Annotated in this window: 12 protein-coding genes; 4 read left to right on the plus strand and 8 right to left on the minus strand. The window is 61.7% G+C overall.

What is annotated here, in order from left to right:
• Positions 1-88: 88 nt before the first annotated feature.
• From FDQ92_RS09570 to FDQ92_RS09590, 5 genes are all read right to left on the minus strand, one after another.
• On the minus strand, positions 89-538 hold the full coding sequence (locus FDQ92_RS09570) for a DNA polymerase III subunit chi (protein WP_137424524.1): 450 nt from the start codon (positions 536-538) through the stop codon (positions 89-91).
• A gap of 26 nt (positions 539-564) precedes the next feature.
• The gene (locus tag FDQ92_RS09575) at positions 565-906 is read right to left on the minus strand and encodes an MTH938/NDUFAF3 family protein (protein ID WP_137424526.1); all 342 of its coding nucleotides are present in this window, start codon (positions 904-906) and stop codon (positions 565-567) included.
• A 16-nt stretch (positions 907-922) separates the two neighbouring features.
• Complete coding sequence (gene dnaE, locus FDQ92_RS09580; RefSeq protein WP_137424528.1) at positions 923-4417, minus strand: DNA polymerase III subunit alpha; 3495 nt, start codon at positions 4415-4417, stop codon at positions 923-925.
• Positions 4418-4657: 240 nt separating this feature from the next.
• Positions 4658-6772, minus strand: a complete 2115-nt coding sequence (locus tag FDQ92_RS09585; RefSeq protein ID WP_170180280.1) for a peptidase U32 family protein — start codon at positions 6770-6772, stop codon at positions 4658-4660.
• A complete protein-coding gene (locus FDQ92_RS09590) occupies positions 6765-7526 on the minus strand; it encodes a creatininase family protein (protein ID WP_137424530.1) in 762 nt (253 codons plus the stop codon). Before FDQ92_RS09590 ends, FDQ92_RS09585 begins: the two co-directional genes overlap by 8 nt.
• Before the next feature lie 178 nt (positions 7527-7704).
• Between FDQ92_RS09590 and FDQ92_RS09600 the strand changes: the two genes are divergently transcribed.
• Together FDQ92_RS09600 and FDQ92_RS09605 are read left to right on the plus strand one after the other, a co-directional pair.
• Positions 7705-8487, plus strand: coding sequence for a LysE family transporter (locus tag FDQ92_RS09600; RefSeq protein ID WP_246041947.1), 783 nt, complete (start codon positions 7705-7707; stop codon positions 8485-8487).
• A 66-nt stretch (positions 8488-8553) separates the two neighbouring features.
• Entirely contained in the window at positions 8554-8982 is a 429-nt protein-coding gene (locus FDQ92_RS09605) for a PaaI family thioesterase (RefSeq protein ID WP_137424531.1), read from the plus strand.
• 517 nt (positions 8983-9499) lie between these two features.
• Here FDQ92_RS09605 and purB read toward each other — a convergent pair.
• The 3 genes from purB to FDQ92_RS09620 are packed head-to-tail and all read right to left on the minus strand — an operon-like array spanning position 9500 to position 12889.
• Entirely contained in the window at positions 9500-10801 is a 1302-nt protein-coding gene (gene purB, locus FDQ92_RS09610; RefSeq protein WP_137424533.1) for an adenylosuccinate lyase, read from the minus strand.
• Positions 10802-10834: 33 nt separating this feature from the next.
• A complete protein-coding gene (locus tag FDQ92_RS09615) occupies positions 10835-11500 on the minus strand; it encodes a potassium channel family protein (protein WP_137424535.1) in 666 nt (221 codons plus the stop codon).
• 9 nt (positions 11501-11509) lie between these two features.
• Positions 11510-12889, minus strand: coding sequence for a TrkH family potassium uptake protein (locus FDQ92_RS09620; RefSeq protein WP_170180281.1), 1380 nt, complete (start codon positions 12887-12889; stop codon positions 11510-11512).
• A 288-nt stretch (positions 12890-13177) separates the two neighbouring features.
• Here FDQ92_RS09620 and sfsA point away from each other — a divergent pair, with 288 nt between their 5' ends.
• Together sfsA and eno are read left to right on the plus strand one after the other, a co-directional pair.
• The gene (gene sfsA / locus FDQ92_RS09625) at positions 13178-13864 is read left to right on the plus strand and encodes a DNA/RNA nuclease SfsA (RefSeq protein ID WP_342780375.1); all 687 of its coding nucleotides are present in this window, start codon (positions 13178-13180) and stop codon (positions 13862-13864) included.
• A gap of 445 nt (positions 13865-14309) precedes the next feature.
• The gene (gene eno / locus FDQ92_RS09630) at positions 14310-15590 is read left to right on the plus strand and encodes a phosphopyruvate hydratase (RefSeq protein ID WP_137424541.1); all 1281 of its coding nucleotides are present in this window, start codon (positions 14310-14312) and stop codon (positions 15588-15590) included.
• Positions 15591-15601: the final 11 nt, after the last annotated feature.

Below are 15601 nucleotides of genomic sequence, written 5' to 3' on the forward strand. Positions count from 1 at the left end.
CGCGTGGTTTGTGATCCGGCGGTGCATGCTTCTCAGGGCATGCAATGACGGCCGAGGGACTGCCTTCGGCGCTCGCGCGGAGGCCGGGTCATGCGGCCGGTTCATTGGCCTGAAGCCTGAAGTGCCTGAGTTCGAGCCCCGCGTCCCGGGCTTTCTGCCAAAGGAGGCGGCTTGCACGGCGGCGGTCTTCATCGTCCATCACGATGAAATGGATCGTGTGCGGGTAGCGGAACAAAATGGAAACGTCCGGGGTCGCGTCGCAGGCGAGCACGTCGAAGCCCTCCAGGAACCGGGGAGAAGCGGTGATAAGAACCGGTTCCTCCGCCGGAAGTGATTCCCCGGGCCCGAATATCCGGTGCGGGACGAAACTGGGTTGCGAAAAGGTCCACAGCATTTGATCCAGGTGCTGCGCCCCCATGGTGGAATCCGTGAGGACATGGACCCGCAGCCCTTTCTCGTAGTAGAACTCCACCCACCGGCACAGGAGCCTTCGCATCTCCTGCGACCGCGTTTCCACGAAGACCATTCGACGATCCATCCGTTCCGCCTCAGTCCTTCACCGTGTCAGCACGTGAGATGAAAGGCGCCCGCCACGTCTCTTCCTTCCGAAAAAAGCCGGTTGAACGTGAGAACGGCCCGATCGGTTGGTTCTTCGATGAGTTCGATGGCCGCTTCCTCGAGGCGTTTTCTAAGAGACGGCAAGACCTGCATGCGGCCCGGATGTCCCTGCCCCACCACCAGAGTGTGGGGCTTGGCCTGCAGGATTTCCGTCACGTCCGAAACGTCCACCTCGTGGCTTTCGCGGCGCCGCCAATCGGGAATAACCCGGCCTTGGACGATCATCAGGTCCGAGCGGTACGTACGGCCCCGAACCGTCATGGATCCGAACTGATAGTTTTCGATCATCACGAAAACCTCCCGTTTATTGCCGGCACATCCGCAGCACCGGTTCCGCGGTGCCTTCTCCGAAATGACGGCCCATCTCCAGAAAGAAGGACGCCGTGGGGTTGACGCGGAGCTTCGCGTTGAGCGCGATGACGGCTTCCGCTTCACGTTCCACGTCCACATGAAGAAACGTCTCACATTCGCCCGCGTGGCTGATCAACAGGTGCCGCAGGCGTTCGATGGTGTCCCGGTTCAGCTGTTCCGCTTTCAGATGGATCCGGACCGATTCCACGGCTTCCACCTGAGCGTCTTCCAGTGTGAGAATCCTTTCGGCGATGACCTTGGATCCCTTTTCATCATGCTGCACGGTGCCGATGACCACTTTCGGCTCATCTTGTTCCAAAAGCTCCCGGGACTGGCTGAAAACCTCAGGGAAAGCGACCACTTCCAGGGTTCCCAGCTTGTCTTCCAGCGTGAGGAACGCCATGCGCTCGCCGCGCTTGGTGGTCAGCTCCTTAGTGACCGAGATGAGTCCGCAGAGGATGGCCTGGGTGCCCTCCGGTTTTTCCCGAACCCTTTGGCTGTCGGCGCTGCAGAGAGTGGCCAGCTGGTCGGCGTAGTGGTCCAGCGGGTGGCCGGAGACATAGAAGCCGATGGATTCTTTTTCGTACTGAAGCGTGGTGCGGCTGTCCCAGGCGGGCACATCCGGGAGCGGCGGCGACGCAGCCCGTTTCCGGTTTCTCAACAGCTCGAACATGTTGAGCTGGCCGGACTGGCGGTCGCGCTGCACGACCTGCGCCCGCTCCAGGGCGGTGTCCAGGGCGGCGAAGGTGCTCGCCCGGCTGTTGTGGATCGAATCGAACGCACCGCACTTGATGAGTTGCTCGATCACCCGGCGGTTCACCCGCTGAGTGTCCACCCGCTCGCAGAAATCGTAAATAGATCGAAAAGCGCCCTCGTTGTTCCGGCTCCGAAGGATGCTCTCGATGGCGCTTTCCCCCACGTTCTTGACGGCCGCCAGCCCGAACCGGATCTTCCCTTCCACGACGGTGAAGTCCCGATCGCTCAAATTGACGTCCGGCGGCAGGACCTCGATCCCCTTGTCATGGCACTCGTTCATGAGCTTCACGACTTGGTCCGTGTTGCTGAGAACGCTGTTCAGAAGGGCCGCCATGAATTCCACGGGATAGTGGGCCTTAAGGTAAGCGGTCTGGTAGGCGATGAGCGCGTAGGCGGCGCTGTGGGACTTGTTGAAGCCGTATCCGGCGAACTTCGCCATGAGGTCGAAGATATGGTTCGCCTTGGCCAGGTCGATTCCGTTGGCCTTGGCCCCGTCCAGGAACCTCTGGCGCTGCGCCTCCATCACTTCCGGGATCTTCTTTCCCATGGCCCGCCTGAGGATGTCGGCTTCGCCCAAGGTGTAATTGGCGAGGACGCTCGCGATCTTCATCACCTGTTCCTGGTAGAGGATCACCCCATAGGTGGATTCCAGGATCGGCCGCAACGCTTCCAGCTCGTAAGTGATGTCGATTTTTCCATGTTTGCCGTCGATATACTGCTCCACCATGCCGCTTTCCAGGGGTCCCGGCCGGTAGAGTGCGACAAGCGCCACGATGTCCGCAAAATTTTCCGGGTGCAGCCGGACCATGATGTCGCGCATGCCGGAGCTTTCCAATTGGAACACCCCGGTGGTGTCCGCCCGCGAAAGCAGCGCGTAGGTTTCCGAGTCGTCCAGCGGGAGTTCCTCCATATTGAGCTGGATTCCGTGATTCTTTTCGATGAGTTTCACGGCATTGTGGATGACCGTGAGGTTCCGAAGCCCCAGGAAATCGAACTTGATGAGCCCGGCTTTTTCCACGTACTTCATCGAATATTGCGTGACGATCTCTCCGTCCTGGTCCCGGTAGAGCGGCATGTACTCGACGATGGGCCGGTCGCCGATGACGACGCCGGCCGCGTGGGTGGACACATGCCGGGGCAGGCCTTCCAGGGCGAAAGCCACTTCGAAGAGTTCCCGCACCTGCGGGTCGTCGCGCTGTATTTCGGCCAGGCGCGGTTCCAGTTCAAAGGCCTTCTTGAGCGTCATGCCGGGAGAAGCCGGGATGAGCTTCGCAATGCGGTCCACGTCGCCGTAGGCCATGCCCATGGCGCGGCCCACATCGCGGATCACGGCTCGCGCCTGCATGGTTCCGAAGGTGGTGATGTGTGCGACCCGGTCCGACCCGTATTTTTCCGAAACGTAACGGTGCACATCGTCCCGGCCGTGGATGCAGAAGTCCACGTCGATATCCGGCATGCTGATGCGTTCCTTGTTGAGGAACCGTTCGAAGATGAGCCCGTGTTCGATGGGGTCGAGGTCGGTGATCTCCATGACGTAGGCGACCAGGCTTCCGGCGGCGGATCCGCGGCCCGGCCCTACGGGGATGCCCTGCTTTTTCGCGTACCCGATGAAGTCGGCCACGATGAGGAAGTAGGCGGCGAAGCCCATCTCCCGGATGACGTCGATTTCGTAGCGGAGCCGCTTATCGTATTCCTCGCGCTCCCTGGAGCCGAAATGCGGCCGGCGTTTCTGGATCTGCTTTAGGCGGCGCTCGAAGCCTTCCAGGACTTCCTTTTCGAAACGGTCTTCGATGCTTTCGCCCTCTTCCAAGGGAAACACCGGGAAATGGTATTCGCCCAAGGGGATCTCGAGACGGCAGCGGTCCGCGATCCGCACGGTGTTTTCCAGCGCTTCGGGAACGTGGGCGAATTCCCGGGCCATTTCTTCGGGAGACTTGAAGTAGAGCTGGTCGGTGGAAAACTTCATCCGTTTCTGGTCAAGGATGGTCTTTCCCGTTTGGATACAAAGCAGCAGTTCGTGGGCACGGGCGTCGCTCCGGCGCAGGTAGTGACAGTCGTTGGTGGCCACCAGCGGGAGCCCTAGGTCTCGAGCCAGCTGGATGAGGCCTTCGTTCACGGTGGCCTGTTCCGGGATGCCGTTGGCTTGGAGTTCCAAGTAGTACCGGTCCGGCCCGAAAATGGCCGCGTATTCTTCCGCCGCTTTGACGGCCGTCGCCTTCCGTCCCTGGAGGAGATTCGAAGCCACTTCCCCTTTGAGGCACCCCGAAAGGGCGATGAGCCCCTGGTTGTGGGCCCGCAGCAGCTCCTTGTCCACCCGCGGTTTGTAGTAAAAGCCTTCCAGGTGCGCTAGGGTAACAAGCTTCATGAGGTTGCGGTAACCGGCGTCGTTTTCGGCAAGCAGCACAAGGTGATGGTTTCGGTCTTCATCGCCGTTGGGCCCGGGCGCCGCCTGCCGATCGAAACGGCTTTTCGGCGCAACGTACACTTCGCATCCCACAATGGGATTGATGCCCGCTTTTTTGGCCTTTTCGTAGAATTCCAGGGCTCCGAACATGCCGCCGTGGTCGGTGACCGCCACCGCCGGCATCCCGTAGCTTCGAGCCGTGTCCAGAAGATCGGCCAGTCGGATCGCGCCGTCCAGGAGGCTGTACTCGCTGTGAACGTGGAGATGAACGAAAGAAGGTTGCGCCATGAATTGCTCCCTGCCCGCACTCCGGGTTTTCAAAGCCGACGCCCGGAGCCGGATCGAAAAATCGGTTCCCCGCATGATCCCTTACGATTCCGACCGCCTCAAGTCTAGACCATTTCCGGCAAGACTTCCAGGCGGGAAGGGCCGATAGCGGGGGATGCACTGCAGCAGCCGTGCGCCTACGGATCCGAAGGCGGTGGGAAGATTCCAGGCCGGGCCGCGAACGTCGCCCTCCGATGATTCTTACCGTCTGTCTTTCAAGGACGCCCTGTGCTTCACCGGTTCCCGATCCCAGTTGAATTCCGAAAACGGTTCGTCGGCCCGGCCGCGCTTGAATCCGCTCAAAACCCGTTCCAAATCTTTCGGGTTTCTGCGGGGGCCTTCACTCAGATCGATGAGAAAGCAGCGTACGCCCCAGCTGCGAAGCGGCGCCAGCCGGGCCAGCCAACTCACGGGACGGTCGGCGTAAACCGCCGTAATCCCCGATTCCGACAGAAGAAGGTAGGGTTCGTTCCTTGGGGTCACGAAGGGTTTTCCCGCGAGCAGGGCGGGTTTGAGCCGCGACGTGAAGAGGGCGGGCCAGGCGTAGACGGTCACCACAGGCACGCTTCCCAGGGGAGATCGAAGCAGGCGCTGAATTTCCCGGCCGGTGATTTCCAGCGAAAGCACCGTCCGGGCGCATCCCTGTGCGCCAAGGGCGGCAAGGGCCGCCGGGTTTCTCACGTTGAAGCGATGGCCGGCCGCAAGCACCAGTCTTTCGGTTTCCCGAAAGAAGTCAAAATGTCCCCAGTTGTTGAGTTCCCAGTTCCGGTATCCCCGGTCCACGAACCACCGGACGGCCCGCTGGTAATAATCCAGGTCTTTCGGCAGGATCACGGGGGGAAGAGACCAGGCGAAGCGCTTTTTCTGCGCGGGGTGAAGTCGTGCCTTTGCCAAACGCTCCAGGTTGGGCTTGGAGGCGGTGAGGAGCACCCCGTGGGCGGGGGACGCCATGGCGTTTCCCAGTTCTTCATAACGGCCGACCTTCACCAAAAGGGTTTCTGCAAAATGTGAATGTCTGGCGGGAACGGTCGGCCAGGAATCGGAAACGGAGTCAGGAGCGGGGAAGGTTTTCCGATATGGGCGGGGTTTCGGGACAGCGTCCAGGAGGACCCTTCTCCACCGAACCGGATCTTCCAGTTGACCGCCGATCCGAAAGAGCCGTTCGCCCGGCTGCAGATCCCGGGCGGCCTTCAAAAAGATCTTTTCTCCCGGCCCAGCTTCTTCCCGGGGCGCGCTCGTTTCGAGTGACAACAGCGCCTGAACGGCGAAGGGCTTTTGCTCCCTGCCGTCCGGGGATTCCGTTCGGAGGCGGTCGCCCTTTCGGATTCCGTGACGAAGGTCCACAAGTACACGTTTTTCTTCCACCGTCAGCACGTTTCCGACCCACAGGCCGCTGGAACCGGACCGATGCGGGGTGAGAATGCCCGAAGCGTTTTCGCCTTCCAGGTGACCTTGGGTCAACTTCCGGGCCGGAGCGAGCCCGAGCCGTTCCCGGGCGTGGGCGATGGCTTCGGAATGCCTGTCCGGGGGCGCGTCCATGACGTCTCGGTAGGCTCGGACGACTTGGGCGATGTAATCGGCGCTTTTCATGCGGCCTTCGATTTTGAAGGCGGCGATCCGAAGCGCCTTCAACCGGGGAATCCAGTCAAGCGCGGAAAAATCGTTGCAGGAAAGGAAGTAGCCTTCCCTTTTTCCTTGCCGGAATTTCAGCCGGCAGGGTTGCACGCAGCGGCCCTGCAGCCCGCTGTGACCGCCTCGAAAGCTGCTCGCAAGGCATAACCCGGAAAAAGAAAAACAAAGGGCTCCGTGAACGAATATTTCGATTTCCGCCGTGGTAGTTCGGGTGATGTCCCGGATTTCGTCGAAGCTGAGTTCTCGAGCCAGCACGATGCGGGAGGCGCCGAGCCGCGCGAGAGCGTTTACACCGGCGGCGTTGTGGGCGCCCATGAGGGTGCTGGCGTGCAGGGTGAGCGTGGGAAACCGGTCACGGGCGAGCTGAAAGATTCCCGGATCTTGAACGATCACGGCGTCGGGGGCGAGGTCGGCAAGCGATTGAAGCAGATCCAGGATCCGGGGGAATTCCAGGGCGGTTACCAGGCTGTTCAGGGCCACGTGGACGGCCGCGTCCCGGGCGTGGGCATAGGGAATGATACGGGCCAGATCGTCCAGGGTGAAGTTGGGGGCGAGCGCTCGGGCGTTTAGTTCTTTGAGCCCCAGGTAGACCGCGTCGGCTCCGCTTTCCAGGGCCGCGAAAAAGCTTTCCAGATTGCCGGCCGGTGCCAGGAGTTCCGGGGTCTTTCTTCTTGATTCAGACAAGCGGGTCGCCTCCGTCGGCTCCATTTCCTGAGGGTTCCCGCCAGGCTTCGAGGCGGCGGATCAGTTCCACCAACGCGTCGGTGGAACGTTCCATGAGGGTTCGGCCTTTTTCGGCCGATGCGAGTGCAGGGTTTCCCCATACCCCGTGAGCCCAGAACGCGCGCTTGTTTCGTACCAGGAGATGCGGGGGAAAACTCGGGTATTCTTCCGGTGCGGAGCCCTGGACCCGATCAGGGTGCAGGTGGAGCATGAGTGAGGTTTCCACTTCGCCCGCGTGGGAATCGCCGGGTGTGGCCTGAACGCCGCGCCAGGCCTCCTTTCCCAGATCCAGCACGGAGAGCACGGCGAAGGCGCTCTCCGGCAGTTCGGCCATGGATTCTTCCGCGGCGTCAAGAAGGGTCGCCATGTGGGTCCCGCCCGCGTGGCCGCTCAAAACGACAAAACGCCGAATGCCCTGCGCGTAGAAGCCACGGATGACGTCTTTCAGCAAGCGGTGCAAAGTGCGGCTCCGGATGCCCACGGTACCCGGGTGTTCGCTGGAACTGCGACAGACGCCGTACCAAAGCGGCGGTGCCACCCACACGGAGGCCTTCCGCGAAGCCTCCCGGGCCAGGGCAACCGCGTGGAAGGTATCGGTTCCGAGCGGAAGGTGCGGCCCGTGTTCTTCCAGCGATCCGCAGGGGATGATGATCGTTCGAACGGATTGCCGTTCTGTTTCAAACCGGACCATGGTGATATCTTCCAGGACGTGCATGGCCTACTCCTTCCATTTCGACACCGGGGCGACGTTTTCCCGAAAAACCGCGCCCCATCCTTAACCCGAATGTCCCCCGGGAGCAAGAGCCCGCCGGGCGGGGTGTTTTGAAAAACGATCGATTGAAAAACGATCTCAGGTCCTTTAGATAGGAAGAGAGGGATGAGTTTTGCCGCCGGTGGGCGGCCGCCTGGCCGGCCCATCCCGAGTGGATGCGGAAGTTCCTCGGGCTGTTGGGCACATCCATTCAGCCGTAAGCAACCGGTGCATTGAGGCCGGCGGGTCCTCATCGTGCCGTGGAGTCACCGTGATCGAATACCTGGCCATCTTCGGCGGATCCTTCATGCTGGCCCTTTCGGGGGCGCTCATGCCGGGACCGCTCTTTACCGTGACCCTTTCGGAATCGGCGCGGACCGGCTTCAGAGCGGGCCCGCTCCTCATCACCGGTCATTCCATTCTGGAACTGGCCCTGGTGGCGGCGATTCTTTTGGGGCTGGGTCCGTATCTCAAGCTTCCCACCGTCACGGGCGTGGTCGCGCTCCTCGGCGGCACGTTGCTCGTCTACCTGGGCTGGGACATGTTGCGAAGCGCCGGCCGGCTTTCCCTGCGCTGGGATCCGGCCGCCGACAAGCGAAGCGGTGCGCGCCATCCCGTGGTGATGGGGGCGCTGGCAAGCCTCGCCAATCCCTATTGGACGCTCTGGTGGGCCACCATCGGTCTGGGGTACCTCATCGCGGCCATGAAGTACGGCGCCCCTGGTGTGACCTTGTTCTTCGTGGGACACATCGCGGCCGATTTCGCCTGGTACAGCCTGGTGTCCTTCGGGGTCAGCCGCGGAAAGACCCTGCTCGGCGATTCCGGCTACCGATGGACGCTTCGGGCCTGCGGGGCGGTGCTCATCTTCTTCGGTGGCTGGTTTCTGATTTCAGCCCGGGACTTCCTCGGTTCGCTGGCGACGTGAAGCACCCTCTTCGGTCTTCGTTCCCGTCCTGACGAAAGATGCAGCCGTTGAAGTAAAGGACCACCCATGGACGAAACCCTGAAGCAGGCCCTTGTGGATCGCGTCGCTCGGGAGCCCTTCGCGCGGAAGCTCGGGTTGCGCCTGGTCGACCTCCGCGCAGGCTATTCGCGCGTGGAAATGGATTTCACGTCGGATCTCGAAAACATCTTCGGGATGGCCCACGGCGGGGCTGTTTTCGCCCTCATGGACGAAGCCTTTGAAACGGCCGTCAATTCCCACGGAACCGTCGCGGTGGCCCTCAGCATGACCGTCAACTACACGGCGGCCGCGGAACCGGGAAGCCGACTTACGGCCGAAGCCCGGGAAATGAACCGGAGCCGCAGGACCGCGCTCTACGACATTAGAGTGACCGACGAAAACGGCCGGCTTATCGCCACGTGCCAGGCGCTCGCCTATCGGAAGGGTGTCCCGCTTCCCTTCATCCACGGCGATTGAGGCCGCTGCAAAGCCGAAACGCCACGTTGGCCCGCTACTATCGTAGCGTGGATCCCGGTCTTCACCCACAAAGACCACTTCGAGATCTTGACAAGCTCGCTAGAAAGACAGCGTGTTTCAGCTGTAGCACGAGGGAAGCTGAAGCTTCCCGGGCAGGCCGTTCCCAAGCCAGAGCTTGGGAACGAAGGGAGAGCACGATCCTGTATGAATGCGATTGGAAGCCTTAAGACGACGGTTCAATCGCAAAGTAGACAGAATGATCGACCTCAGCGAGATCAAGCAGCGCCCCATATCCATTAAGCTAGGCACATGACCCCACAATCAGGTGGGCAACAACCTGGGAGCGCGGGCGTCCCGCCAGCAACTTTCAGGCCCATGGCGTCCTCTGCGGGCGAGACGCCCGCGCTCCCAGGGCCGAACTCTTCCACCTTGTTCCAAGTTCCAGCATCCCCTTGCCCTTGTTCCCAAGCTGGAGCTTGGGAACAAGGTGGAAAAATCGGCATTCTCGGACAGGCTCCTAGGGGTTGTCTCGGAACACCTTTCGGAAGATGGTGTCCACGTGTTTCAGGTGGTAGCCCAGGTCGAAGAGCGGCGCCAGTTCTTCGGGCGAAAGGCACCGCATGACTTCCTGGTCTTCTTGGAGGCGTTCCTTGAGGTTCCCGCCTTCGTGCCAGACTTTCATGGCGTTTCGCTGGACCAACCGATAGGCCTCTTCGCGGCTCAGGCCTTTTCCGGTGAGCGCAAGAAGCACCCGCTGGGAGTAGAAGAGACCGCCGGTGAGTTCCAGGTTGCGGCGCATCCGGTCGGGATAGACGAGGAGTCTGTCCAGCACGCGGGTGAGCCGAACCAGCATGGTGTCGCAAAGGATGGTGGAATCGGGACCGATGACTCGTTCGACCGAGGAATGGCTGATGTCCCGTTCGTGCCATAGAGTCACGTTTTCCATGGCCGCCAGCGCGTTGGTTCGAAGAATCCGGGCGAGCCCCGAAAGATTTTCGCAGGCGATGGGGTTTCGCTTGTGAGGCATGGCCGAGGAGCCCTTCTGGCCCGGCGCGAAGTATTCTTCCGCCTCCCGCACTTCCGTCCGCTGAAGGTGCCGGATCTCCACGGCGATCTTTTCGATGGAGCAGCCGATAAGGGCGAGCGTCGCAAAGAATTCCGCGTAGCGGTCTCTCTGAATGACCTGTGTGCTGATGGGGGCCGGCTGGAGGCCCAGTCGGCGGCAGACCCGCGCTTCGATATCCGGGTCGATGTTGGCGTAGGTCCCCACGGCTCCTGAAATCTTTCCCACCCGCATGGTTTCCCGGGCGCGTTCCAGCCTCTCACGGTTTCGGCGCATTTCCGCGTACCAGAGGGCGAATTTCATGCCGAAGGTCATCGGTTCGGCGTGCACGCCGTGGCTCCGGCCGATGGTGACCGTGTCCTTGAATTCGAAGGCCCGCCGTTTGAGCACCGCAAGCAACTGGTCCACATCCTGGAGGAGCAGGTCGGCGGCTTCGACGAAAAGCAGGGCGTTGGCGGTATCGAGAACGTCCGAGGAGGTGAGCCCTTCGTGGATGAAGCGTGAGGCGGGCCCCACGTGTTCGGCGACGTTGGTGAGGAAGGCGATCACGTCGTGCTGGGTCTCCTTTTCGATGGCATCGATCCGGCAGACATTGAAGGCGGCCTTTTCGCGGATATCCTGCATCGCTTGGGGAGGGATTTCGCCGCGTTCCGCCCGCGCTTCGCACACGGCCACTTCCACGTCCAGCCACTTGCGGTACTTGTTTTCGAGTGTCCAGATTCGGCCCATTTCCGGGCGGGTATACCGTTCGATCATGGCGTCGTCCTTTCCGATGGGGGTGGGGGAGTCTCAGGATTCGTCCGATTCCTTGCTCAGTTGGTCCAGGGCCGTGTTGGGACCCAGCAGGATCAGGACATCGGCTTCCCGGATGACGAAATCGGCCTTGGGGATGAAGATGAGGTTCCCCGAACGGCCGTCCCGGATGGCGATCACCTGGATGCCGTAGCGGTTGATAAGGTCCAGGTCCCGGAGGGTTTTCCCCACGAAGCTTTCTGGAGGGCCCAATTCGAAAATGCCGTGGTCTTCGATGAAGGGGAGGTATTCGAGCATGTTGGGGTTAGCGATCCGCCGGGCGAGCGAAAGGGCCAGGTCCTTTTCCGGAAAGAGGATCCGGTCGGCTCCGATCCGCCGCAGGATGCGTTCGTGTTCTGAACTCAATGCCTTGGCGTAGACTTCTTTCACGCCGATTTCTTTGAGATGGAACGTGGCGAGGATGCTTGCCAGCATGTTGGTTCCGATGGTGACGACCGCCAGTTCCGTGGCCCCGATTCCCAGGGCGAGGAGCGTGTCCTTGTCGGTCGCGTCGGCGAGGACGGCCTGGGCGATGTCGGTCTTGGCTCTCTGGACCACGTCCTTTTCCTTGTCGATCCCCAGCACGTCGAAGCCCTTGGAAGTCAATTCCTGACCCAGGTAAAATCCCAAATTCCCCAAACCGATGATGGCGATGTGCCGCATAGGTTTTCCTCACCCGATCATGACCGGTTCTTCGGCGTAGACGTAGTGTCCCTTCACTTCCCGGGCCGTGATCGCCATGGCGATCACCAGCGGTCCCAGCCGTCCCGTGAACATGATGACCGACAGGATCACCTTGCTCCAGGTGCCGAGCGTCGGGGTAATGCCCATACTCAGCCCCACGGTCCCGAAAGCCGACGTGGTTTCGAAAAGGATCTCCATGAATCGCCCGCGGCTCTGAGGAAACGGCACGCTGCCTGTCTCCATCAGCAGCACCAGAACCGTTCCGATGGTAACGATCAAAAGGGAAAGAACGGTAACGCCGAAGGCCCGGTTTATCGTTTCTTCGCTGATGGACCGCTTGAAGGCGTGAACCATGGGAGTGCCCCCGATCCGCGTACGGCTGAGGGCCACCAGGACACCGAGGGTCGTGGTCTTGATTCCGCCCCCCGCGGAACCTGGAGACGCGCCGATGAACATCAAGATGATGGTGCCCATGAGGGTCACATTGGTCATGGCGGAAAAGTCGAGGGTGTTGAAACCGGCCGTCCGGGTCGTGGTCGACTGGAAGAAAGCTGCGAGAAGCCGGTCGGCGGCCGGAAGCGGTCTGAGAACACCGGACCATTCGGTCATCAGGAAGAAGGCCGTCCCTCCCGCGAGCAGCGCCGAGGTCATGACAAGCACCAGCTTGGTGTGCAGCGACAACCGGCGCCAGCGGAGAAGGAGGTGCCCGCCCTGCGGAGCCGTGAAGATGCGGCGCACTTCGTAGAGCACCAGGAAGCCGAGGCCGCCCGCGATGATGAGCCCGGCCACGGTGACGTTCACCGTCGCATCGCTCACATAGGCCATGAGCGAATCGGAAAAGAGCGAAAAGCCGGCGTTGCAGAAGGCGCTCACCGCGTGAAACGCTGCGAGGTAAAAGGCCTGCAGGGGTTCGAAGCGGTCCAGGAACCGGACGAACAGCGCGAGCGTTCCCAGGGATTCGAAAGCCACCGTGAAAAGAAGGATGTGTTTCAAGAAATTGAGAAGGTCGGCGCTGGGGCCGTGCGTGTAGATGTCTTGGAGCAGAAAGCGTGAGCGGAACGTGACGCCGCGCCCGAGCACCATGAGAAAGACCGTGGAAAAGAGCATGATGCCCAGGCCGCCTGTCTGGATGAGCCCGAGGATGGTCAGCTGCCCTCCCAGGGTGAACTCGCGTCCGATGTCGTAAAGCGAGAGTCCGGTCACACACGTCGCCGAAGTCGCCATGAAGAGAGCGTCCACGGCGGGGATGTGGTCCCCCCGGGCGGTCGGGAAGGCGAGCAGGAGCGCGGAGCCCGTGAGGATCAAGCCGAGGAATCCGATGATGGGGACGGTCCAGGGCGACAGGGAATGCAGTCCCTTGTTTGGCATGAAAACGTTCTCCAAAACGGTTGCGGATGCGCGCATTTCTATAGCACGGCCCTGTCTCCTTGCCAAGGAAACGCCTGGAGACTGCCGCGGAAGGCCGGCCCGCCCTGCCCGGCTTAAGTTGACGGTCCGGCTGCGCGAGCCTATAATCTTTACAACACGCGTTCCTCGTGAACGTTCCTCCTTCGCCCACGGAGACGGACCCTGCAACGGCTCGAATCCCTTCATAACCCGGAAACCGCTTCCGCTCCGATCGCACACCGCGGCGTCTGTCACCGCTTTTCCGTTCCCCTGGTGCCCGGTCGCCTGCTTAGGCGCTACAAGCGGTTCCTGGCCGATGTGATGCTCGACGACGGGCGGGTGGTGACCGTGCATTGCCCGAATTCCGGTTCCATGAAGGGATGCCTGGAAGAAGGGGCGCCCGTTTATTGTTCGCCGAACGCCTCACCTAAGCGCCGGACGGCTTACACTTGGGAAATGATCCGGATTAACGGGGGCTGGGTGGGGATCAACACGGGGATTCCGAACATCCTGGCGGCTCGGGCCGCCGAAAACCGGGCGCTGCCCCTCTTCAAGACCGTGCAGCGGGTCGCCCGCGAAGTCCGATTGGGCGAGCACAGCCGAATCGACCTTAAGGTCGATTCGGCCGAAGGCCCGATTTTTGTTGAAGTGAAAAACGTGACGCTGGTGGAAGACGGGACGGCGCTTTTTCCCGACGCTGTGACGAGTCGCGGCACCAGGCACCTGGAGGAATTGATGCACCTTAGGCAGCGCGGGATCGCCGCCGCCATGTTTTACGTGGTCCAGCGCGGAGACGCCGTTCGGTTTGCGCCGGCCGACGCCATCGACCCCGTCTATGCCGCAGCCTGCCGGAAGGCCGTTCGGGCTGGAGTCGTCATGACGGCGGTCCGAGCGCGGGTCACCCCCGAACGCATCTGCCTGGAACGACTGCTGCCGCTCGCCTTTGAGATCCCGTGACGGCGCGGCGGCGGGCGCCCTCCACGGTGCGCATCGGAACTTCTTCGATGGGGGCGGCATCCGCCATCCGAATGGGGACCATCGAACAGCGCGTGCCCGTAGGCACGAGGCACGGTTTTGTGCCGTTGGAACGAGCTACGGTCTCGTGCCGTTCAAACGAGACATGTTTTTCTACCGTAGGAGCCGGCTTGCCGGCGACGCAAGTCGTAGGAGCGATCCAAGTCGTAGGAGCCGGCTTGCCGGCGATCCAAATCCCTGCAGGTCGGTTCCTGCACGATGAGCCCCGCAGCACGGGAAGCCGGAATGTGGATCGTCTGCGGGGCGTAGCAGGTGGCGGTCTTTGGTGATCGTCGAGTGAATGCAGATCATTTGCAGCGGGCTCAAAGGTGATGATATTTTCGAACGACCACCGGATCCATCGATTGGAAAAAGGAGGGACGGGCCTATGAGTGAAATCATGACGGTCAAGGCAAGGGAGATTCTCGATTCGCGGGGGAATCCCACCGTGGAAACCGAGGTGGTTCTGGAGTCGGGGGCCACCGGGAGGGCGGCGGTGCCGTCGGGGGCTTCCACGGGTTCGCGCGAAGCCCTGGAACTCAGGGACGGAGACGCAAAGCGCTACCTGGGCAAAGGGGTCCTGACAGCCGTCCGGCACGTGAACGAGGAGATCGGGCTCAAGGTCATCGGCTTGGATGCCCAGGACCAGGTGGAACTCGACCGTTTCATGATCGCGCTCGACGGCACGGAAAACAAGAGCCGTCTGGGGGCGAACGCCATCCTGTCGGTCAGCATGGCCGCCGCCAAGGCCGCCGCCGAAGAAACCGGGCTGTCGCTTTACCGTTACCTGGGGGGCGTCTCGGCCTATGTCCTTCCGGTTCCCATGATGAACGTTCTGAACGGGGGGGCTCATGCCGACAACAACCTGGACATCCAGGAATTCATGATCGTTCCGGCCGGTGCGCCGTCTTTCAAAGGGGCGCTCCGAATGGGCGCGGAGGTGTTCCACCACTTGAAGAAGATTTTGAAGGCCCGCGGGCTGAACACCGCGGTGGGCGACGAAGGCGGATTCGCGCCCAACCTCGCCTCCAACGAAGAAGCCATGGAGCTGCTCATGGACGCCATCCAGGCGGCAGGTTACGTTCCAGGGGAGGACGTGTTCATCGCCTTGGACGCGGCGGCCAGCGAATTTTACGAAAACGGCGCCTACCGGCTGGCGGCGGAGAAGACACCGGAAAAGAGCGCCGAAGAACTGGTCGCGTTCTACCGGTCCTGGTGCGAACGCTATCCGGTCATTTCCTTGGAAGACGGCATGGCCGAGGGCGACTGGGCCGGCTGGAAACGGCTCACCAAAGAGCTGGGAAGCAAGGTTCAGATCGTGGGAGACGATGTCTTCGTGACCAACACCCGCATCCTGGCCCGCGGGATCGACGAAGGCGTGGCCAACGCCGTCCTGATCAAGCTCAACCAGATCGGCACGGTGACCGAAACCCTGGAAGCCGTTTCCATGGCCTACCGGGCCGGCTACCGAGCGGTGATTTCTCACCGGTCCGGCGAAACGGAGGACACCTTCATTGCGGACCTGGCGGTCGGCGCTCGGACGGGTCAGATCAAGACCGGGTCCCTTTCCCGGACCGACCGCGTGGCGAAGTACAACCAGCTCCTTCGCATCGAAGAAGAACTGGGAGATTCCGCCCGGTTTGCCGGGATCGAGGCCTTCCGGCGCTGAACGGGGGGCCG

The sequence above is a fragment of the Desulfoglaeba alkanexedens ALDC genome, assembly GCF_005377625.1.
GTDB lineage: Bacteria > Desulfobacterota > Syntrophobacteria > Syntrophobacterales > DSM-9756 > Desulfoglaeba > Desulfoglaeba alkanexedens.